This is a genomic window from Gordonia amicalis (assembly GCF_022059885.1).
Classification (GTDB): Bacteria; Actinomycetota; Actinomycetes; order Mycobacteriales; family Mycobacteriaceae; genus Gordonia; species Gordonia amicalis.
The window spans coordinates 355418-376628 of sequence record NZ_CP091855.1 but is presented as its reverse complement, the minus strand read 5'-3'; the positions used below and the strand labels follow the sequence as shown (position 1 = coordinate 376628).

The 21211-nt window shown below is 68.9% G+C and carries 15 protein-coding genes; 9 read left to right on the top strand and 6 right to left on the bottom strand.

What is annotated here, in order from left to right:
* Positions 1 to 23: 23 nt before the first annotated feature.
* The 4 genes from IHQ52_RS01700 to trmB form a co-directional block, all read right to left on the bottom strand.
* Positions 24 to 1373: an MFS transporter gene (locus IHQ52_RS01700; RefSeq protein WP_191834594.1), complete on the bottom strand. Its 1350-nt coding sequence runs from the start codon at positions 1371 to 1373 to the stop codon at positions 24 to 26.
* 188 nt (positions 1374 to 1561) lie between these two features.
* Positions 1562 to 4849, bottom strand: a complete 3288-nt coding sequence (locus IHQ52_RS01695) for an MMPL family transporter (protein WP_191834593.1) — start codon at positions 4847 to 4849, stop codon at positions 1562 to 1564.
* Positions 4850 to 5076: 227 nt separating this feature from the next.
* On the bottom strand, positions 5077 to 5760 hold the full coding sequence (locus IHQ52_RS01690; RefSeq protein WP_191834592.1) for an NYN domain-containing protein: 684 nt from the start codon (positions 5758 to 5760) through the stop codon (positions 5077 to 5079).
* Complete coding sequence (trmB, locus tag IHQ52_RS01685; RefSeq protein ID WP_006436795.1) at positions 5757 to 6545, bottom strand: tRNA (guanosine(46)-N7)-methyltransferase TrmB; 789 nt, start codon at positions 6543 to 6545, stop codon at positions 5757 to 5759. The genes IHQ52_RS01690 and trmB overlap by 4 nt, the downstream gene beginning before the upstream one ends.
* A 247-nt stretch (positions 6546 to 6792) precedes the next feature.
* Between trmB and IHQ52_RS01680 the strand changes: the two genes are divergently transcribed.
* From IHQ52_RS01680 to IHQ52_RS01645, 8 genes are all read left to right on the top strand, one after another.
* Entirely contained in the window at positions 6793 to 7611 is an 819-nt protein-coding gene (locus IHQ52_RS01680; protein ID WP_191834591.1) for a hypothetical protein, read from the top strand.
* Positions 7608 to 9173 (top strand): ERA-like protein 1, encoded by a 1566-nt coding sequence (locus tag IHQ52_RS01675; RefSeq protein WP_096274793.1) that lies wholly within the window; start codon positions 7608 to 7610, stop codon positions 9171 to 9173. The genes IHQ52_RS01680 and IHQ52_RS01675 overlap by 4 nt, the downstream gene beginning before the upstream one ends.
* A gap of 7 nt (positions 9174 to 9180) precedes the next feature.
* Positions 9181 to 9612, top strand: coding sequence for a DUF6802 family protein (locus IHQ52_RS01670; RefSeq protein WP_096274792.1), 432 nt, complete (start codon positions 9181 to 9183; stop codon positions 9610 to 9612).
* A gap of 183 nt (positions 9613 to 9795) precedes the next feature.
* The gene (locus tag IHQ52_RS01665; RefSeq protein ID WP_096274791.1) at positions 9796 to 11622 is read left to right on the top strand and encodes a phosphoenolpyruvate carboxykinase (GTP); all 1827 of its coding nucleotides are present in this window, start codon (positions 9796 to 9798) and stop codon (positions 11620 to 11622) included.
* 62 nt (positions 11623 to 11684) lie between these two features.
* Positions 11685 to 12692: an esterase-like activity of phytase family protein gene (locus tag IHQ52_RS01660; protein ID WP_191834590.1), complete on the top strand. Its 1008-nt coding sequence runs from the start codon at positions 11685 to 11687 to the stop codon at positions 12690 to 12692.
* Between the two features lie 415 nt (positions 12693 to 13107).
* A complete protein-coding gene (locus IHQ52_RS01655) occupies positions 13108 to 13935 on the top strand; it encodes an ABC transporter ATP-binding protein (protein WP_096274789.1) in 828 nt (275 codons plus the stop codon).
* A gap of 21 nt (positions 13936 to 13956) precedes the next feature.
* The gene (locus IHQ52_RS01650; RefSeq protein WP_035760668.1) at positions 13957 to 16503 is read left to right on the top strand and encodes an ABC transporter permease; all 2547 of its coding nucleotides are present in this window, start codon (positions 13957 to 13959) and stop codon (positions 16501 to 16503) included.
* A 96-nt stretch (positions 16504 to 16599) separates the two neighbouring features.
* A complete protein-coding gene (locus tag IHQ52_RS01645) occupies positions 16600 to 17379 on the top strand; it encodes a hypothetical protein (protein ID WP_024499469.1) in 780 nt (259 codons plus the stop codon).
* 88 nt (positions 17380 to 17467) lie between these two features.
* Here IHQ52_RS01645 and IHQ52_RS01640 read toward each other — a convergent pair whose 3' ends face one another.
* Positions 17468 to 18229 (bottom strand): class I SAM-dependent methyltransferase, encoded by a 762-nt coding sequence (locus IHQ52_RS01640; RefSeq protein WP_024499470.1) that lies wholly within the window; start codon positions 18227 to 18229, stop codon positions 17468 to 17470.
* Positions 18230 to 18379: 150 nt separating this feature from the next.
* Here IHQ52_RS01640 and IHQ52_RS01635 point away from each other — a divergent pair, with 150 nt between their 5' ends.
* Positions 18380 to 19528, top strand: a complete 1149-nt coding sequence (locus tag IHQ52_RS01635; RefSeq protein ID WP_024499471.1) for a glycosyltransferase family 4 protein — start codon at positions 18380 to 18382, stop codon at positions 19526 to 19528.
* Here the strand turns inward: IHQ52_RS01635 and IHQ52_RS01630 are convergent.
* On the bottom strand, positions 19494 to 21209 hold the full coding sequence (locus tag IHQ52_RS01630; protein ID WP_238064034.1) for an MmpA family trehalose lipid delivery protein: 1716 nt from the start codon (positions 21207 to 21209) through the stop codon (positions 19494 to 19496). The two genes, IHQ52_RS01635 and IHQ52_RS01630, sit on opposite strands and share 35 nt — an antisense overlap.
* Positions 21210 to 21211: the final 2 nt, after the last annotated feature.

Sequence of the window (21211 nt, the reverse complement as noted above, 5' to 3'; positions counted from 1 at the left end):
GTTGATGAAAGCGGTTGTGCCGGTTACAGGTCGGTGGCCGCGAGGGGGGCCGACGTGATCGGGGTGGCCGGTGCGACCTTCGGTGTCACGACCATCAGAGTGGCCGCCGCACCGGCGAGCGCGATACCGCCGAACAGGTAGAACGCGGTCCCCGACGAGACACCGGCGCCAATCAGCAGGCCACCGATGATCGGGCCGACGATTCCGCCCAGGCGGCCGAAGCCGGCACACCAGGCGACGCCCGCGCCGCGGGCCTCCGTCGGGTAGAAGTTCGACACGAAACCGTAGATCAGGACCTGGGTCCCGATGGTGCCCGTGCCGGCGACCGCGACCGCGACGAGCAGGATCGGCAGCGGGAGACCGAATGTCAGGCACACGAGCGCGAAGGTGGCCAGACAGAACGATGTCGCGACGACCTGCTGCGGGCCTCGCTGATCGGCGAGACGGGCCGCGATCAGGCCGCCCACGATCGCGCCGCCGTTGAGGACCAGCAGGAACGAGAGCGACCCCTTGGCGTCGAATCCATTGGCCTCCATGATCTGCGGAAGCCAGGTGTTGAGACCGTAGGTCAGCAACAGGCCGACGAAACTCATCGTTCCCAGCAGCAGCGTCGGCACGGCGAACCGGCGCGTCACCAGGGCGGCGAAGCCGAGCTTCACCGGAGCCGGTGCCGGCTCCTGGCGAAGGTGGCGTGTCCGTAGATCCACCGGAATCCCGGTGTGCGTGCTGATCTCGCGGGCTTCCTCATACCGTCCGCGTGCGGCGAGCCACTGCGGGGACTCGGGCATCTTCAGCACCGCGAGCGGGAGCAGCGTCACGAGCGGCAGTGCCCCGATCCAGAACAGGCCGCGCCACCCGATCTGATCGACGAACAGCATTGCCAGCACGGACGCGAGGACGCCGCCCGCCGGGACCCCGCTGTAGACGATCGCGTTGAACAGGTTCCGCTTGGAGGCCGGCGCGAACTCGGCGACCATCGCTCCCGCGGTCGCGACCAGGCCGCCGATCCCGATCCCGGTGAGAAAGCGCAGGATTCCGAACGAGACGAGGTCGGTGGCCAGGGCGGTCGCCGCCATGCCGACGGAGAACCAGACGATGTTGACCAACATCATCCGACGCCGGCCGACCCGGTCACCGAACGCGCCGGCGGCCAGAGCGCCGATCATCACGCCGATGAGCGCGTAGGACCCGAGCGCGCCGGCGGTCGCCGGGGTCAGCTCGCCCAGCTGTCCCGGGTCATCGAGCAGAGTCGGCAGGACCGTCCCGTAGACGACGAGGTCGTAGCCGTCGAAGACGATGGCGACGGCGGCGAGGGTGACGATCCAGAGCACGCTGCGGCGATGCTCCGGAGACGTCCAGGTCGAAGAGTTCATGCGGGCTGTCCCTCCAGCGTTGGTGTGCTGGCAGACATCCTGCCCACGATGTGGGCGCAGTCACATCGGGGCAATGCCCAGTTCCGGCCCATCCCGAATTGATCCGCGAGTCCATGGGATTCATAGCCGGATACACCACGGTCGGTGGAGGCGAACTCCACCGACCGTCGGCGATCACTTCTCGCTGTTCACTTCTCGGAGCGGCTCCGCTTCAGCAGTTCCTGCACGCTGATCTGGGACTCGTCACCGGACTCGTCCGATCGGGCGTGCCGGTCGGTGCGCGGCCGGCGACGGCCGGAGTCGGCGTCCCCTGACGGCGGGCCGGCAGGGGCGCCGGTTCCCGGCCGGGGGGTGGCCGCCGGAGTGACGTCCGGGCTCAGCCCACGCTCCATCGGCGACGGCCCCGAGGTCCGGCGACCACGGGTCGTCGGTGTCGAGTTCTCCGGCGACACCGAGGCGGCCAGCGGACGGCGACCCGCGTCGTCGAGGCTGGGGCGTCGACCCAGTGGCGACCGCGAACCCGTGTCGCGCGCCGGAGCGGCTGCCGGTGGCGGTGTCGGGACCGGCGGCGTCGGGACCGGCGGGGGAGTGGTACTCGTCGGGCGTTCACCGTTCGCGCGCGGTGCGGCGTCGCCGAGGCGGATGCCGCCCTCGCCGAGGGTCCACCCACCGGTGTCGGGACGGTCACCCTTGGCCAGACCCGGTCGCCGGTACGACGCCGTCGGGCGCCGTTCGGGCCGCGGTGCCTCGGGTGCAGGCGAGGCCTGATCGCCGGACGGTTGTGCGGTCGGCGGTGTCGACGGGCCCACGCGACCGGTGACCGCGCGCCCGGGGGCCTCCGCGGGCATGGGTGAGGGGGTCACGGGACCCGGTCCGCCGCTGCGCTGCGCAGGGGCGCCGGGCCGGCGCGTCGGTGTCATCGGTGCGTTGGTCATCGGTGCGCTCGACGCGGGCGCGTTGGTGATGGGCGCGTTGGACGCGGGCGCATTCGGACGCGGGGGAACCGGCTGTCGTCCATCGCGGCCGGGCACTCCGCGTCGAGCCGGTGCGGCGCCCGCGGGAACGGTACGCGGCCGGGCCGCGGCCATGACCGAGGTCGGGGCCTCCGCCACCAGCGTGCCCGCACTCATCTTGCGTGCCACGCCGGAGTCGCGCTGCTCGTCGGGCTCGTCCTCGAGTACGGCCTCGCCGAGACCGATCTTGCGCTGCACGGTCTGCATCCAGCGGGGTGCCCACCAGCAGTCGTCGCCGAGGAGCTTCATGACCGACGGCACGAGGAGCATGCGGATCACGGTGGCATCGAGGATCAGCGCCGCGATCATGCCGTACGCGATGTACTTCATCATCACGATGTCGGACAGGCTGAACGCACCTGTCACGACGACCAGGATCGCGGCCGCCGCGGTGATGATCCCGCCGGTGTGGGCGATGCCGCTACGGATCGATTCGGTGGTACTCGCGCCCCGCTGTCTGGCCTCGACCATGCGGGAGAGCAGGAACACCTCATAGTCGGTGGAGAGACCGAAGATGATCGCGATGATCAGCACGAGGATCGCCGCGAACAGCGGACCCGGGGTGAAGTTCGCGAGGCCGGAGCCGTGGCCGTCGACGAAGATCCAGGTCAGGATGCCCAGCGTCGCACCGAGGCCGAGCGCGGTCATCAGTGCCGCCTTGATCGGCAGGACGAGCGAACCGAACTGCAGGAACATCAGCAGGCCGGTGATGAGGACCAGCATGATCGCCATCAGGGGCAACCGGTTCATCAGCGCGTCGATCGAGTCCTGGGTGAGAGCCGGGGTGCCCGTCACGTACATCGTGAGGCCCTGGGTGTCGATCGCACGGAGCTGATCGATTGCCTGGGCGGCCTTGGTGCGATCGACCAGACCGGCCGAGACCTGGTAGACGCCCACGTTCGGGTACTTCTCGGCGTCGTACGCGCCGAAGCCGGCCTTGTCGGGGTCACTGAACTTGTTGGTGAAACCAGGGACCTGGTCGGCCTGCCGTGCGATGGCCTCCAGCTTGTTCTGGTCTTCCTGGTTCGTCTGGTCGTAGACGATGACGAGCTTGACCGCCTCGGTGCGCTCACTGGGGAAGTACTCGTCGAACTTCTCCTGGGCCACACGAGCCGAGTTGTCCGGCGGCAGGAACTTCTCGCTGATGCCGCCGAACTGGATGCTCCCGAACGGGATCGTCAGAGCCAGCAGGAGGAGGACGGTCGGGATCGCCGTCTTCACCGGGTGCTTCATCACCCACGTGGCGAGACGCCCCCAGAAGCCGTTCTCGACTTCCTGGCTGGTCTTCATCCGGCCGGAGAACCGGTTCTCGAGTGCGACGGCGCGTTCCTCGGTCGAGAAGCGCCGGACCAGCGGGATCGCGGTGAACTTGAGGATGGTGCTGATCGACAGCATGTTGACCCGCGGCCCGAGGATGGCCAGGATCGCCGGCAACACCGTGATCGACAGGATCGCGGCGAGGGAGACCGACGCGATGGCGCCGTAGGCCACCGACTTGAGGAATCCCTGGGGCATGATCAGCAGGCAGGCGAGGGCGGCGACGATGATCGTCGCCGAGAACACCACGGTCTGGCCCGCGGTCATCACGGTTCTTCGGACCGCCGCCTTGGTGGAATAGCCCTCGCCGAGTTCCTCGCGGAAGCGGGACACGATGAACAGGCCGTAGTCGATGGCGATGCCGAGACCGATCAGCGTCACCACGGACTGCGCGAAGATGTTGAGTTCGGTGGTCAGCGCGAGGATCTTCATGATGCCCAGCGATCCCGCGATCGTCAGGCCGCCGATCAGGACCGGCAGACACGCCGCGACCACGCCGCCGAACACGAAGAACAGCATGAGCGCGACCACCGGCAGCGCGATGACCTCGGCGCGCTTGATGTCCTTGTCCATGCCGTCGGCCATCGACCCGGCGACGGGTTGCAGGCCGGCGAGCTCGAAGGTGGCGCCGGGTATGTCGAAGCGTTCGGCGATGTCGTCGAAGAACGGTTCGATGGTGTTGTAGTTCGCCAGCACCGTGGTGTCGTCGTCACCGGCGACGCCGATGCTGATAAAGGCCTGACGTTTGTCCGGGGTGAACAGTCGCGCCTGGACCGCGCTCTGTGCCGGCTGCACGAGGAACGGGTCGTAGAGGCCGGGGTCGGCGCGCCCGACGATGTCGGGGTGGGTGGCGATCAGGTCTTCGACGAAGGTCTCCACCTTTTTCCCGAAGGCCGGGTCGTCGACCCGTGTGCCCTCTGGTGGCGTGACCAGCAGAATGACATCAGACGTGTGATCGCGGCCGAGTGCCTTGTCGGCGTAGCGGGCGCCGAGATCGGATTCCGACGTGGGGTCGAACCAACCGCTCTGACTCAGATGCTTGCTGAGGTCGAGGCCGTATAGTCCGAGTCCCGCCATCAGTGCGATCATCACCGCGATGACGAGGAAGCGCATTCGATACACGAATGTGCCGATTACTCGGAACACGCTGATGTCCTTTCGTGTGCGACGTGTCGGGCGCCGGCCGCGGTCCAGGGGTGTCGGGCCGTCGGTGCGCCGCGACGCGCGCCGTGCCGGGGGTGAACGGTGCCGGTCGCGATTCTGTCAGTTCTCGGTGAGATCTTGACAGTGTTGCCTGAGTGATCCCTGAGGTGTGGGGTCGGTGACACCCTCAGCGAGCCCCTCGGCGTCATCCGACGAGGCACCGCGCGCGGTCAGCGCAGTAGCGCGCTGAGCGGCCGGAACGGTGTGAGCCAGGCGCCTTCGTCCGGAAGCGAGTCCAGCCCGATGCGGGGCAGCGGCTCCCGGAACACGCCCGGGATGTCCTCGAGGTCGACGAACTCCAGTTCCTCGGTGGTGAGGGCCCAACTGGCGTGTTCGCGGAAACCGATGACGGTGACGGGCACCCCGTCGGCGGCCACTTCGAGGAGCGGCTCGCGGAATGCCTGACCGTCGGCGGACGCCACGATCACGCTGGCTAGTCCAACAGTGTGCCTGCGAAGTTCGATGTGGTCGAGCATGTCGGAGTCCACATCGCTGTCATCGGACAGCTTCGGCTTGGCGAACACCGCAAAACCGACGTTGCGGAGGGCGTCCACCCAGGGACGCACAACGTCTGCGCTACCTGGGGCGATGTTGGTGAAGACGGTCGCCTCGGGCTCGACGCCGCTCTCACCCTCCGTGAGAGCTGACACATCTGCGGTCCGGTGCAGCAACCACCGGCCCAGCGCGTCGAATCGAGGGCGGTGTGCAGCCGTCGGACGGCCGCCCAGCAGGGCCCCGAGGCCCATGTCCATGTTGGGCGCATCCCAGACCAGCAGCATCCGGCGCGTGCCGGTCTGGCCCGAGATGGTGTCCGCGAATCCGCCAGGGGATCCGGCAGGGCTCTGGTCGGTCATGCCGGGCTCCCGTCGGTGGTGTCGCCGGACGCGGAGGCCGGCGGGATGGGCCGCGTGTACACGAACTCGCTGACGTACCGGCCCTCTCGCTCCGCCCGACCCTCGAACTTCGTCGTCGGCCGCTCCAGGAGGATCGGGGACTCGCGGGTCAGCTGCACGACATGCGGGGCGTCGGCGTCCTGGGTGGCGAGCTTCTCGGCGATCCACTCGGCGTAACCCGCGTGGTCGGTGGCGATGTGCAGCACGCCGCCGGGGACGAGGCGGTCGGCAATCAGCTCCAGTGTGCCCGTCTGGACGAACCGGCGCTTGTGGTGACGCGACTTGGGCCAGGGGTCGGGAAAGAACAGGCGGACGCCGGTGAGGCTCGACGACGGGATCAGCTCCCTCAGGACGATCGACGCATCGCCGCGGATCAGCCGCACGTTGGTCAGCTCGTTGCGGTCGATGAGACCGAGCAGCTGGGCCAGGCCGGGCTTGTAGACCTCGACCGCCACCACGTCGACGTCGGGTTCGGCTTCGGCCATCGCCGCGGTCGAGATTCCCGTGCCGCTGCCGATCTCCAGCACCTTGGGGGCGTCCCGGCCGAACATGGCGTTCAGGTCGAGCTGGGGTTCGGGAATGCGTTCCGGGCCGATCTCGAGGTCGCGGCCGAGGACGGGCCAGAGGGTCTCCCAATTGCGTTGCTGCCCGGTCGTCAAGGTCCCCCGGCGGAATCGGAAGCTCGTCACGCGGGGATACAACCGTGACCTGTCAGCGCTGTTGTTCACCCGTCCATCGTTGCGCATCGTGGCATTTCCACGAAGTCGCGGGTAGGCGTGTCCGTCAAGTGGCAGCGAGTTCGTGGGGACAGAACGGCCAGTTGACGGGGATGTGGAGGTCAGGACGCCCATCGGGGTGAATCGGGATTAGTCTCGGGCCAGCCGCGGAACACGCGGGATGTCGGGTGGAGAAGGGCATGGAGACGTGGGGGCGGACGTGGGCACATCGACGAATGCGTCACCAGCGCCACGGCCGGACCGGAACTCCCTGTCCATGGCCGCTGAACAGGGCGGACTCGCCGGGCTCGTCGAGCCGTCGTCGCCTCTGGTCCCGATCCTCTCCGCGGCGGGACGACGGTTTCTACGGCCGCTGCATGTGCAGGTGGTCGGCAGGCCGGGCGTCGGACGCGACACGATGGCCCGCGCCCTGCGCGAGCGGCTGGCGCTGACGGTGATTGGCCCGGGCGAGGACGCCCGCGCGGCCGCAGACGCCGACCTCTGGGTTCTCGTGCTGGCCGGGCCGCCGCGCCGGGCCGATCACGAATTGCTGCGATCGTTGCCGGCCGACCGCGTCGTGGTGGTCCTGGGCAAGGCGGACACACATCCCGACTGGGACGCCGCGGTCGACGCCGCGAATCGGTCCTCGACACAACTCGGCCTGCCCGTCCACGCGGTCTCCCAGCTGCTGGCCTGCGCCGACCTCGACGCGACGGAGTTCACCGCCCTCGCGAGGCTGGCCGCCGAGGGGGCCGAGATGCCGTCGATGGCCGGGCGATTCCTCGTCGGCGCGCCGGGATCGGAGGAGCGAATCCTGCGGCAGGGGCTGTTGCGCCGCATCGACGCCTTCGGGATCGACACCGCGCTGCGGCTCATCGCCGAGGGATCGGACATGGCGGCCGACGCGTCGGCGCTCAATCGTGCGTTGCACGCGATCAGCGGGGTTCCGCAGCTCACCACGGAGATCTCCGACCGCGTCGGTCGCGTCCGGTTCTGGCGCGAGGTCGAGATCCGCGCCGAACTCGAACGCGCGGCGGCCGGCGGGTGTGACCGGGAGAACGCCGAACGGCTGCTGGCGGCGGGAGGTCTCGGGTGAGTACCCGCATCCTCGAGGCGACGCGCGAACTGACCGGGTTCGACGCCGCACACGTCGGTTCCGGGTCCGGGGTCCTGGTGGTCGGGACCGAGGGGGCCGGGGTGCGCACGCTCGTCGACGCCATCCGCGAACTGGCCCCCGGCCTCGAGATCCACGCCCGGGACGTTCAGGCCCGGGAACCCGGACCCGACAGCGGAACCCGGCCGGGTGTCGCGCTCGTCGTCGTCGATCCCTCGTCGTCGGTGGATGACGAGGAACGACACCTCGTCGAGCAGGTGCGTGCCCAGATCGGGACCGTCGCGCTCGTGTGCACCAAGATCGACGCCTTCTGGGAATGGCCCAGGATCGTGCGGGCCCACCGCACGACCCTCGATCCGTTCGGGACGATGCCGGTGTTCGGGGTGTCGGCGGCAGCGGCACTCGGCGGAGACGTCGTCGACTCAGGCGTCGACGCGCTGGTCGACTGGATACGCGAGGCGCACGCGGCCCCCGATGCGTTGCGCCTCGAACGGGCCCGGGTCGCGGCCGGCGTCGGGGCCGTCGAGCATCTGCTGGCCGACGCCGACGCGGGAACCGGCACCGACTCCTCCGGAACGCTCGACGACCTGATGAGTGCGCGTCGTCGGCTGCTGTCGTCGCGGGATCGCGGCCGGATCGACCGTCTCGCCGCCGTGCGAGCCGGCCTCGCCCGAGCCCGGGCGCAGTGCTCGGCCGAGCTCCAGTCGCGTGTCCGCGAACTCGCGGCGGCCGCCGACCATGCTCCGGAGGTCGACGACGCCGAGCACCGGTCGTGGTTGGACACCCGGTGGGCCGACCTCGCCGAGGACATCCGCCGCGACGCCGACGAGCGCATCGACGAGGTCGCGGCCACGGCACTGGTGGGTCTCGACCCCGAACCGTCCCCGCGGGAGCCCTGGTCCGACACCCCGCTGCCTGCCGACGGGCCGGGCAACCGGCGGCGCCGAGGTGGTGCGGAGGACGCGCTGCTCGTCGTCATCGGCGCCTCCACCGGCCTGGGTGTCGGACGCCTCGTCGTCGCACCGATGGCCTCGGTGCAGACCCTGCAATGGATCAGCATGCCGCTGACCCTGTTGTTGGGGATCGGCGTGGCGGTCTGGGTCATCCGCGTCCGACGCGGCGCGCTGGATCGTGCCGATCGCCTGACCCGTGTCTCCGAACGGCTCGCGGTCGCTCGCTCCGCACTCGACCATCAGCTCGGGTTGCGGTTCTCCGCAGCCGAGACCCGGACAGCGGGACAGATCGCTCGCGCCCACGAACGTCGGGCACGGCGGACGACCGAGCAGGTCGCGGAGATCGACGACGACATCCGGCGGCTGCGCAGCGGGGCCGGGCAGCAGGAGACGCGTATCCGCCGTGACCGTGCCGAGGGCATCCGCCGCGAACTGGTCGCCCGCTCCGAGTGGTTGTGGGGCTCCGAGGGGTTGCGGGCCGACGAGTCGGACGGACCGCGCCCGACCGGCTCCACAGAAAAGCCCGACCCCGGCACGAACGATCCGGCCGGCCCAGACGACCGCAGCAACGGCGACGACAGGACCAGGTGAGCGAGAGATGGATTCGATCTTCGACGACGACGCGGGTTCCGACCCGTTCGACGCCGGTCACCCCGACGCCGGGGCGTCCGCGCCGGGTGGACCGTTCGCGACCGGAGACCTACCCGGTACCGGCCTCGATCCACACGTGGACTCGGTTGCCGCGATCCACGCGGAATCGCCCGCCGACGACCTCGACGACCATCTGTGGATGCACGAGGACGGCCGGATCTGGGACCTCGGGCCGGCGGAGGTCGACACCGACAACGACGGGGTCAACGACTCGCTGACCCGCAACGGTCCGGACGGGTTCACCGTGTACACCGACAGCGACCGGGACGGCCAGGTCGACAAGATCACCGAGATCGGTGCCGACGGCGGATTCCGCTCGGCCGTGCTCGACCCGGACACCGGTGAGTGGATTTCCGGCGGTTCGGGACGCATCGGCTGAGCTGCTCGGGAGCCGGCCGATGGTCGTCTTCCAGGGACTTTGGTCCCATATCGGAGGAGTGTGGGATAACCCGCAGTCGCAGGCCCCCACACCTAACGTCCGCTCGGTACACGTATCCTGAACACCTAGACGACTGACCGGTGACCATTCCAGCAGGTCACATGCTCGCAGGAGGCCCCAACGATGACCGCAGCCACCATTCCCGGACTGGACCCGAGCAGCGCGCCGACCAAACATCAGGGTCTGTTGGCCTGGATCACTGAGGTCGCCGAGCTGACCCAGCCCGATCGGGTCGTCTGGTCCGACGGCAGCGACGAGGAGTGGGAGCGCCTCACCGCCGCCCTGGTGAAGGCCGGGACCCTCGTCAAGCTGAACGAGGAGAAGAAGCCGAACTCCTTCCTCGCCAGCTCCGACCCCGCCGACGTGGCACGCGTCGAGTCGCGGACCTACATCTGCTCGGAGTCCGAAGAGGATGCCGGCCCGACCAACAACTGGGTCGAGCCCGCCGAGATGCGCGCCACCATGACCGAGCTGTACCGGGGCTCGATGCGCGGCCGCACGATGTTCGTCATCCCCTTCTGCATGGGCCCGCTGGACTCCGACGACCCCAAGCTGGGCGTCGAGATCACCGATTCCGAGTACGTCGTCCTCTCGATGAAGATCATGACCCGCGTCGGTCCGCGTGTCCTCGAGCTCCTCGGCGACGACGGCTTCTTCGTGAAGGCGCTGCACTCGGTGGGCGCTCCCCTCGAGCCCGGCCAGGCCGACGTGCCGTGGCCGTGCAACACCGAGAAGTACATCACCCACTTCCCGGAGACCCGCGAGATCTGGTCGTACGGTTCGGGTTACGGCGGCAACGCGCTGCTCGGCAAGAAGTGCTACGCCCTGCGCATCGCGTCGGTCATCGCCCGCGACGAGGGCTGGATGGCCGAGCACATGCTCATCCTCAAGCTGACCAGCCCGGCGAACAAGGTCTACTACATCGCCGCGGCCTTCCCGAGTGCCTGTGGCAAGACGAATCTCGCGATGCTGCAGCCCACCATTCCGGGCTGGAAGGCCGAGACCGTCGGCGACGACATCGCTTGGATGCGCTTCGGCGAGGACGGCCGTCTCTACGCGATCAACCCGGAGTTCGGCTTCTTCGGTGTCGCCCCGGGTACCAGCTACGACTCGAATCCGAACGCGATGAAGACCATCGAGGCCGGAAACACCTTGTACACCAACGTCGCCCGCACCGACGACGGTGACATCTGGTGGGAGGGCATCGACGGTCCGGCGCCCGCGCACCTCACCGACTGGCTCGGCAACGACTGGACCCCGGAGTCCGATCACAATGCCGCCCACCCGAACTCGCGTTACTGCACCCCGATCGCACAGTGCCCGTCGCTGGCCGACGAGTGGGACGACCCGAAGGGCGTGCCGATCTCGGCGATCCTGTTCGGCGGCCGTCGCAAGACGACCGTCCCGCTGGTGACCGAGGCCCGCGACTGGCAGACCGGCGTCTTCATGGGCGCCACCGTCGGCTCGGAGCAGACCGCGGCGGCCGAGGGCAAGGTCGGCACCGTGCGTCGCGACCCGATGGCGATGCTGCCGTTCATGGGCTACCACGTCGGTGACTACCTGCAGCACTGGGTGAACATCGGCAAGAACGCCGACGAATCCAAGCTGCCGAAGGTGTTCTACGTCAACTGGTTCCGTCGCGGCGACGACAAGCGCTTCCTGTGGCCCGGATTCGGTGAGAACAGCCGCGTGCTGAAGTGGATCATCGGTCGCATCGAGGGTGAGGCGGAGGGCGTCGAGACCCCGATCGGCATCGTCGCCAAGCCGGAGGACATCGACGTCTCCGGGCTCGACGTGCCGGCGGACGACGTCGCCGAGGCCTTGGCGTTCAACGCCGACGAGTGGCGCGAGGAGATCCCGTCGATCGAGGAGCTCTTCGAGTTCATCGGTCCCAAGCTCCCCACCTCGCTGCGTGACGAGTTGGATGCCTTGAAGCATCGACTCGCCTGATCGGCGACCGCTCGGTTGGTTCGGTCCGGGGCTGATGTGACGGTTGAGGTATCGTGCCTCTCATGAAACTACGTTTGTGGGGGGCCACGATCGTCGGAGCCTGTGTACTCGGGCTGACCTCTCCGCTCGCAGTTCAACCTGCCTCTGCCGCACCGGCTTCCGGCGCCGGCGTCGGCGCGTACTACACCGACACGACGACGCTCGGCGACTTCGTTCCGACGTTCAACCGGATCACCGGACTGGACCGGACCGCCAACGGGCAGTACGCGCTGATCGCGGAGGACGTTCTCCCTGCACGGTTCTTCACCGCCCGCATCGGATACTCCTCGGAGACAGCGTCATTCGTTGGCCGACCCGCGCTCAACGGTGGTGGCACGGTCCTCGGTCCGTGGTTCGTGCCCCTGCTGCCCGGCGGTGCGCAGTTCGAAGGCATCCGCAAGACCAACGGCGGCTACACCGTCGTCAGCGGTGGCAACAACCAGTTCGTCCGGCAGATCGGCCCGCTCGGCCAGTTCGTCCGCGACCTGCGGTTGCCCGCCGCGTGGCGCCCGGCGTCCAAGTCGGGTGTGGCCGGGCAGCGTGGGCTGACCGGCCTCGCGGTCGGGCCGCAGGGTCAGGTCTCGGTGCTCACCGCGGGCGGGCTCAAGCAGGACGGACGCACGTCGGCGCGTCTGCTCACCTTCGGCAAGACCGATCGCGAGTTCGTCTATCGCACCGACGGCGACAAGGTGGCCGCCGACGTGCTGGCCATCAACTCCACCGACTTCCTCGTCCTCGAACGCGGAGCGGGCACGCTGACGAACATCTTCTGGACCACCACCCGCGACGCGACGTCGGTGACCGGCAAGAAGAAGCTCTCCGGCAAGGAGAGGGCGATGCCCAAGCGTCGGATCTTCTCCACGACCGGCACGCCGCGTCTGGCCACCGGCGACATGTCGGGCCTCGCGTGGGGCAACTGGCACCCCGACACCCCGTACGCGAAGAAGCGCAGCCGAACGCTGCTCGTCGTCTCCCAGAACGCCGGATCGCCCACCCGCGTCCACTCGTTCGAGGTCCAGCTGCCGAAGTAACTTTGACGTCCCTCCGCGAGCGGCGATCGGGGTTGCTGGTTGAGCCGGTAGCGAGCGGAGCGAGCCACCGCGTCGAAACCTCGCGCCGTGCTGGTCGAGCCGGACGGTGGGGTGTGGTGGCGGGCGGGTTTCGACGCGACGCCTCGCTTCGCTCGGTGTCGGCTCAACCGGCATGGGTGACGCGACGCCTCGCTTCGCTCGGTGTCGGCTCAACCGGCATGGGTGACGCGACGCCTCGCTGCGCTCGGTGTCGGCTCAACCGGCATGGGGTTGCTTGGTGTGAAAGTTTCGCCCCTCCGCAGGCTCCGGGGCTACTCGAGGAGCCGGGGGGACGAGTGTGACAATCACCGCCTCAGGGTGGTGTCAGGGGATTACCTGATAGCGCATCGTCGTCGGATTTGGCACCGTTGAGGGCATGACGACGACTGATGAGGCCGCCCGCGATGCCGGAGAGCCGAAACACGGAATGGCTGCGGGTGCGGAGAACCTGTCCAAGAGGTACGGCACGGGCGACACTGCCGTGGAGGCGCTGAAAAGCGTCTCCATCTCGTTTCGCGCGGGCGAGTTCACCGCCATCATGGGGCCGTCGGGGTCGGGCAAGTCGACGCTGATGCACTGTCTGGCGGGCCTGGACGTCGCGAGTGACGGCCGTGTCTTCATCGGCGACACCGATCTGACCGCACTGTCCGACAAGGCGATGACGATGCTGCGCCGCGACCGCATCGGGTTCGTCTTCCAGGCGTTCAACCTGGTGCCGACGCTCACCGCGAAAGAGAACATCACCCTTCCGGTCGACATCGCCGGCCGGGCGGTCGACACCGAATGGTTCGACGCGGTCACCGAGCGACTCGGTATCACCGACCGGCTCTCGCACCTGCCCAGCGAGCTGTCCGGCGGTCAGCAGCAGCGCGTGGCGTGTGCCCGGGCACTGATCGGCAAGCCGGCCATCATCTTCGGCGACGAGCCCACCGGCAACCTCGACTCCCGGTCGTCGGGTGAGGTTCTCTCGATCCTGCGTGCCGCCACCGACGAGTTCGGGCAGACCGTCGTCATCGTGACCCACGACCCGCGCGCGGCGTCGTACGCCGACCGCGTGGTGTTCCTCGCCGACGGGCAGATCGTGCAGGAGCTCGCGCGGCCGAGTGCCGACGACGTCTTCGAGGTCATGAAGAACCTCGACGTTGTCCACCACGCCGATGCCCCGTCCACCTCGGCTCCCGCCGAGACCTCCAGAGCGCTCTGAGCCGTGGCGTCGTCATCGGTGATGCGCCGGGTTTCGCTACGAAACCTGCGGGCGCACAAGCTCCGTCTGTTCCTGACCCTCTTCTCGATCGTCCTCGGCACGTCGTTCGTCGTCGGATCGATCGTGTTCACCAGCTCCATCTCGAAGGCCTTCACGGACATCTTCGACAGCGCTGCGCAGGGCGTGGCGGTCGAGGTGACGCCTGCCGACCGGCAGTCGCCCGGCGTTCCGCTGTCGGTCGTCGACCAGCTGCGCGCCCAGCGTGCCGAACTCGGCATCGACAAGCTCGTCGTCAACAACAACGGGTTGATCACCGTTGCCGATTCGGGCGGCAAGGCCATCCAGACCGGCGGTGCCCCGAGCGTCGGCACCACCTACATCCCGGAGAGCGAGGCGCTCGATCCCGATGAGTCCCGGATCATGCCGGGCGGCCGCGGCCCCGCCAATGCCGGTGAGATCGCGCTGAACTCCTCGGCTGCCGAGGAAGCCGGGCTGAAGGTCGGGTCGAAGACCAAGGTCGTGATCGGCCAGGGCAACGCCGTCCCACTCGATGTCACCGTCGTCGGGCTGATCGATCTCCCCACCTCGACCGGCGGGTACGTCAACGCGCAGTTCGACGCCGCGACCGCGTCGCGTCTGTTCAGCGACGGCAAGCACGTCGGGCTCGTCGACATGTCGGCCGTCGCCGGGGTTTCGCCGGAGCAACTGCAGGAGCGGGTGCGAACCCTCCTCGGCGCCGACGCCGACCTGTACGACGTGCGGACCGGCGATCAGGTGCGGGAGGACCAGAAGGCGCAGGTCAACGAGTTCCTGCAGATCTTCCAGTACATCCTGTTGGCGTTCGCGGCGATCGGTCTGGTCGTCGGCACCTTCATCATCTACAACACCTTCTCGATGATCGTCGCGCAGCGTAACCGCGAGTTCGCGCTGCTGCGGGCGGTCGGCGCGAGCCAGCGTCAGGTGTCGCGGTCGGTCCTCTTCGAGGCGTTCGTCGTCGGCGTGATCGGCGGAGTGCTGGGCCTGGCCATCGGCATCGGCCTGGCCGCCGTGCTCAAGGCATTCACCAGTGCGACGTCGGGTCTGCCGGAGGGTGAGCTGACGATCGGGCCCGGCGCGGTGCTCGCCGGCATCCTGGTCGGCGTCGTCGTCACGATGGTCAGCGCCTGGGTGCCCGCGGCTCGCGCCGCACGGGTGCCGCCGGTGGAGGCGATGCGCGCATCGGCGGCCGAGGGATCGGCGTCGTTGCGCAACCGCACCGTCATCGGTGCGGTCATCGGCCTGGCTTCGATCGTGGCCATCGTCGTCGGCGCGATGGACGAGGGCTCCGGACCGGCTCTGACGGTCGGTGCGGGCGCGGCCGGCCTGGTGCTGGCCGCGGTGCTGGTCGGGCCGGCGGTCGCACGGCCGTTCGTGGGGGTGCTCGGCCGCGCGGTCGGCGCACCGTTCGGCACGATCGGACGACTCGCGCGCACCAATGCCGTTCGCAATCCCCGACGTTCGGCCGCGACCGCGTTCGCGCTGACCCTGGGGCTGATGCTGGTGGCGATCATCGGCACACTCGGCCAGTCGTTCAAGGGCACGGTCGACGAGGCGGTCGACTCCGGGATCACCGCCGACTACATCCTCGCGGGGACCAACCAGGGACCGTTGCCACCCACGGTGGCACCCGCGGTGAAGAACGTGCCGGGCGTCGGCGAGGTGGTCTCGTTCGGCGTCGTGCAGGCGAAGGTCGACGATCAGCCGGTGCAGGGTTTCTCGGCGCTCGGTGGTCCGCTCAGCGACGTGACGGTCATGGACATGGAGGACGGCGCGTCGACGGCGCTGCCGGATGACGGGATGCTGATCAGTCATCGCACGGCCATGACGAAGGGCTGGGAACGCGGTCAGGTCCTGAACTTCACCTCGCCCGTGGGCGAGCAGGTCCAGGTCCCGATCGCCGGTGTGTACGCCGACAACGAGGCCCTTCAGCCGTGGGTCGTCGGGCCCGCGGTCTACGACCGGCTGGTCCCGCCGGCGGCGCGTTTCGACGTCACGGTCTTCGTGAAGGCCGAGGCGGGTGCCGATCTGGACACCTTGCGCACCGGCCTCGAGGACGCGACCGCCGGGTACCTGACCGTCCAGGTCAAGGACCGCGACCAGTTCAAGGGACAGATCTCCGCCCAGATCGACCAGATGCTGGGCACGCTCTACGCGATGCTCGGACTGGCATTGCTGATCGCGGTGCTCGGCATCATCAACACCCTTGCGTTGTCGGTGGTGGAACGTAAGCGCGAGATCGGCATGCTGCGCGCGATCGGCATGGTGCGCGGCCAGGTGCGTCGTTCGATCTATCTGGAGTCCGTGCTGATCTCGATCTTCGGTGCCGTGGTCGGTGTGGTTCTGGGAACGCTCATCGGCGTGGCGCTCGTGCGGACGCTCGCCGCCTGGGGTCTGGGTGCGCCGGTGATCCCGTGGTCGCTGATCGTGATCACGCTGGTCGCGTCGGCGGTGGTCGGTGTGCTGGCGGCTCTGTGGCCCGCGGTCCGAGCGGCCCGGACGGGGCCGCTCGAGGCCATCGCCGATCTGTGACGCTCTGCTCCTGATCCGGATGTCACGCGGCCCGGGTTCTGCCCGGGCCGCGTGGTCACAGGCCGATATCAGGATCCGGATGACAGAATCGTCGGCATGACCCGACCACCCCAGGGCGATCCGAACGATCCGCGGAACAATCCGCCGGAGACCCGACAGTTCGATCCCGACTACGACCCCTCGGCGCCCCCGTCGCAGGCCTACACCCAGCATCCCGAAGGTCAGCCGTATCCCGGGCCGTACACCGAGCCCCACCCCGGACCCCAGTACACGGAACCCCAGTACACGGAACCCCAGTACGCGGATCCTCAGTACACGGCGGCGTCGCCCTATGGAGCGTCGCCGTACGACGCGCCGCAGGGCGGCGAACCCCCGCACGGGTCGTCGAAGGGCCGCACCATCGGTCTCGCGCTGGTCGCCCTGGCTGCCCTGGTGATCCTCGGTCTGGTCGTCGTGCTGGTCACGAAGTCCGGCGGAGACGACTCCTCGACCGCTGCGGCGTCCTCGTCGTCGACGACCACCACCAGCGAGCGGACGACGACGAGCTCGTCCCCGACCACCACGACCACGACCGAGGAGACGACGTCGAGTCCGAGCAAGAAGCCGGGGCCGGCGACGGTGACCTACCAGCTCACCGGCAACGGAGATGTGGTCGCGCTCAGCTTCAGCAAGGGCGGCGGCGCGCCGACGGTCATCGCGGCCACCGGGTCGCCCTGGTCGCAGCGGGTGACCGTGAAGGGGCCGAAGGCGACCCTCTCGGCCATCGTCGTCCGCGGCCCGGTGACCTGCAGCATCCTCGTCGACGGCGAACAACTCGCGACCGCGACCAGTCAGGGCGGCACGCTGAACTGCACCGCGGACCTCTCGGCGGAGTAGGCGGGCCTGCAAACCCACCCTTTTTCGGCATATCCACCACCCGCGCGGGTGCCGGATTTGCCGAAAAAGCGTGGGTTTGCGTTAGGTGTTACTGCTTGCGCAGCACCAGCACGAGGTTCGTGCCGAGGACCTCACGCAGGCCGGGGACGCGCATGACCCACCACATCCAGCGGGGGATGTAGCGAGGGAAGGCGGCGAGGAGATCGGCCCGGTCGGTCACCGATCGCGCCCAGCGCAGGCCATCGGTGGCGTGAACGGCGAACAGCGACGTCCCGAACAGGTTCTTCGGGGGGTGACCGTGACGTCTCGTGTAGAGACGCGCGGCACGATGACCGCCGAGGTAATGGGTGAGTCCCATCTCGTGGCCGCCGAACGGTCCCCACCACAGCGTGTAGCTGACGATGACGACGCCCCCGGGCCGGGTCACGCGCAGCATGTCGTCGGCCATCTCCCACGGCGTCGACGTGTGTTCGACGACGTTCGACGACAAGGAGACGTCGACGCAGTCGTCGGCGAAGGGCAGGTTCTGGCCCGATCCGCGGACCGACCCACGATGTTCGAGCCCGCCGGCGTGCATCTCGGTGGGGTCCGGTTCGACCGACATGTAGTGCGCGCCCCGTGCCCGGAAGGCGTCGGCGAAGTAGCCGGGACCCCCACCGACGTCGAGGATGACCTTTCCGTCGAGGTCGGGGACGAAGGCCGCCACCATGTCCGCGGTGTCGGTCGCCAGTGCGCCGTAGAAGCGGGCGGGGTCGGACTGCTCGAAGCGGAAGTCGTTCAGCAGTCCGGCGGCACGCCGCAGCGTGGCCAGCCGGGCCATTCGGTTCCGGCCGGAAGTCGTGGTCGTCATCGTCGGAGAACTCTAGTCGCGGGCGGTGGGCGACGGTCAGCCGCGCTCATCGACGCAGGTCTGTCACTGACGGGCGGAACCCTGATCATGAACTCGCCGCTTCCCGGTGTGACGACGGCCTGGCGTTACCAGTCGGTAGGCTGTCGTGCGATGCGCGTACCTTCCGACGTCCTGCTGCTGTGCTGGCGGGACACCCGCCACCCTCAGGGCGGCGGCAGTGAGACATATCTGGAACGTGTCGGTGCCGAATTGGCCCGACGCGGCGCGCGCGTGACCTTTCTGACGTCGTCCTACCCGGGGGCAGCCGGTGAGGAGCACCGCGACGGCATGCGGTTCGTGCGTGCCGGAGGGCGGATCAGCGTGTACCCGCGCATGCTGGCGACGATTCTGGCCGGCCGATTCGGCCTCGGCCCGCTCCGGGGCTGTCACCCCGAAGTCATCGTCGACACCCAGAACGGGGTGCCGTTCTTCGCGACCCTCGTCGCCTCCGCGCCGACGGTGGTACTGGTCCACCACTGCCACCGCGAGCAGTGGCCGGTCGCCGGACGTGTGCTCGGGCCGGTGGGCTGGTTCATCGAGTCGCGACTGTCCCCGAGGATTCATCGCCGCAACCGCTATGTCACGGTGTCCACGCCGTCGAAGACCGAACTCGTCGCCCTCGGCGTCGACGCGGAGCGGATCTCGGTCGTGCGCAACGGTATCGACCCGGTCCCGGCCGACGCGCTGCTCACCGGAGGCGCAGCCGACGGCGGTTCGGGCCCGGTGCGTCTGTGCGTCTTGTCCCGGCTGGTCCCGCACAAGCAGGTAGAGGACGCTCTCACCGTGCTGGCACAGCTGCGTCGTTCCGGGGTCGACGTGTACCTCGACGTCATCGGCGGTGGCTGGTGGTCCGATGAATTGCGTTCCGCTGCAGCCGAACTCGGGGTCGTTGACGCGGTGACCTTCCACGGCCACGTCAGCGAGCAGCGCAAGCACGAGCTGCTCTCACAGGCGCAGGTCCACCTGATGCCCTCGCGCAAAGAGGGGTGGGGGCTGGCGGTCGTCGAGGCGGCCCAGCACGGTGTCCCGACCATCGGCTACCGCAGCTCGGTCGGTCTCACCGACTCCGTCGACGACGGCAACACCGGCCTCCTCGTCGACGGCGTCGACGAACTGGTGAGTGCCACGAGAAAACTCATCGACAACCCCGACGAGACCCAGCGACTGGGGCGCAACGCCAGGATCAGGGCGGGCCGTTACTCCTGGGCCGCGACCTGCGACGGGTTCATCGAGACGTTCGACGCCGTTCTCGCACGCTAGCGACGGCCGCGCCCACGACTCCCGCCACGAGCATCATCGCCCACCACAGGTGTGCGGCGAGTGCCAGAGCCCGATCGGCCACTCCGGCACCCCGCTCGACGGGATCATCGACCCGGTACAGCCGGAGATCTTCCCCGTCGTGGACGAGGCGCGCTTCTGCGGCGAGTCGCTCGGGCGTCGAATCATCCTCGACGAGAACCCATCCCACGCCGAGCGCGGCGAGTTCGGCGGGTGAGCCACCGGCTTCGAGCACCGACGCCACGGCGGCCGCATGCTCACTCGGCGGGTCGACGACCTCGCCGTCGACGGTGAGCGCGCCGGACTCGATCACCGGAGCCCGCAACATCCGCGCGGCGGGATCGAGCGAGATGCCGCCGGCGAAACGGTAGTGCCGCACGGTGTCCGTGGGCCACAGGGCGACCGAACCCCGATCGTCGGGCACGATGGCAGCCACCGCCGCCCAGTCGTCCGGGTAGGTCACCGGCCGCACGGAACCACCGACACCCCAGGCGAGATCGGGAAGGGGGGCCACGACGAGCAGCACGATGGCGGCGAGTGCGAAACCCGACGGGACTCGTCGACGGGCGGCCGCCACGGCCCCGGCCACGGCAAGCGCGACTCCGGGAACGAGAAGAGCGGAGAACTTCTGGGTATCCCGCAACAGACCGGCGCCGGGGACGTGCTCGATCGTGAACTCCAGCAACCACTGTCCCGGACCGAAGGTGCCGAGGACCAGCAGGATCGCGACGACGACGGCCGATGCTCCGATCGCCCGCACCAGCGGATCGAGCATCCGCCGACGCTGCCAGAGGTGGACGACGCCGGTCTCGACCACGAGCAACGAACAGAACGTCGCGATCGCCGCCCACCAGATCGTTCGGCTGGCGGGTACCGCGTCGACGTTCCAGATGCCCCCCAGGGAGAGAACGGTCCCGACCGGACCCAGCCCCGGCTCGGACCGGAGACCGAATGCATCGACGCCCGCCGCGGCGGACGTGGTGGTGGCGTCGCTGACCACCGCCGTCACGACCCACGGCAGGGTGCTCAGCACCCACAGGCCGACAGCGACGAGGCCGGGCCGCAGGCCGACCGGACGACCGATGAGTACCACGGCCAGCACGATCCCGGCGAGCACCGAACCCGTCGGCGTCAGCCCGGCAGCCGCCAGCAATCCGCCGAGCCGGAGAAACCGTGCCGCATCTGGCCGTTCCCGCAGATCGGATGCGGCGACGAGAATCCAGCCCAGCGCGGCGTAGCCGACGAGCAGGCTCCAGTGCCCTTGCAGGAGTCGTTCGGCCACATAGGGATTCCAGATCGACACGAGCGCGGCGGCGACGGCCCCGGCACGCCCGGCGCCGGGAACGAGACGAAAAGCCAACCGGCCGAACCCGACGCCGGCGAAGACCAATGCGGCCAACAAGATCGCGACGACCACCACACCGCCGTCGACGACCGACGACACCATCGCGACGAAGAAGTCCTGCGGCACGGCGCGCGGCGGCAGGTCACCGATGCCGAGCGTGGTGTCGGTGACATGGGTGCGCGGCGTCGACACCGCATCCCGGTAGAGCAGGTATCCCGGTCCGATACCGAGCAGTGCCGGTAGCAGGGGTCCCAGGATTGCCACGGCCGCAACGACACTCACCACATAGAGCGCCGGGAGCAACCGTCCGGAGAACACCG

Excerpts from the sequence above, each read along its gene's own strand:
- IHQ52_RS01700 (WP_191834594.1), bottom strand. The coding sequence starts at position 1,373 with ATGAACTCTTCGACCTGGACGTCTCCGGAGCATCGCCGCAGCGTGCTC.
- IHQ52_RS01690 (WP_191834592.1), bottom strand. The coding sequence starts at position 5,760 with ATGACCGACCAGAGCCCTGCCGGATCCCCTGGCGGATTCGCGGACACC.
- trmB (WP_006436795.1), bottom strand. The coding sequence starts at position 6,545 with ATGCGCAACGATGGACGGGTGAACAACAGCGCTGACAGGTCACGGTTG.
- IHQ52_RS01680 (WP_191834591.1), top strand. The coding sequence starts at position 6,793 with ATGGCCGCTGAACAGGGCGGACTCGCCGGGCTCGTCGAGCCGTCGTCG.
- IHQ52_RS01670 (WP_096274792.1), top strand. The coding sequence starts at position 9,181 with ATGGATTCGATCTTCGACGACGACGCGGGTTCCGACCCGTTCGACGCC.
- IHQ52_RS01665 (WP_096274791.1), top strand. The coding sequence starts at position 9,796 with ATGACCGCAGCCACCATTCCCGGACTGGACCCGAGCAGCGCGCCGACC.
- IHQ52_RS01660 (WP_191834590.1), top strand. The coding sequence starts at position 11,685 with ATGAAACTACGTTTGTGGGGGGCCACGATCGTCGGAGCCTGTGTACTC.
- IHQ52_RS01655 (WP_096274789.1), top strand. The coding sequence starts at position 13,108 with ATGACGACGACTGATGAGGCCGCCCGCGATGCCGGAGAGCCGAAACAC.
- IHQ52_RS01650 (WP_035760668.1), top strand. The coding sequence starts at position 13,957 with ATGCGCCGGGTTTCGCTACGAAACCTGCGGGCGCACAAGCTCCGTCTG.
- IHQ52_RS01645 (WP_024499469.1), top strand. The coding sequence starts at position 16,600 with ATGACCCGACCACCCCAGGGCGATCCGAACGATCCGCGGAACAATCCG.
- IHQ52_RS01640 (WP_024499470.1), bottom strand. The coding sequence starts at position 18,229 with ATGACGACCACGACTTCCGGCCGGAACCGAATGGCCCGGCTGGCCACG.
- IHQ52_RS01635 (WP_024499471.1), top strand. The coding sequence starts at position 18,380 with ATGCGCGTACCTTCCGACGTCCTGCTGCTGTGCTGGCGGGACACCCGC.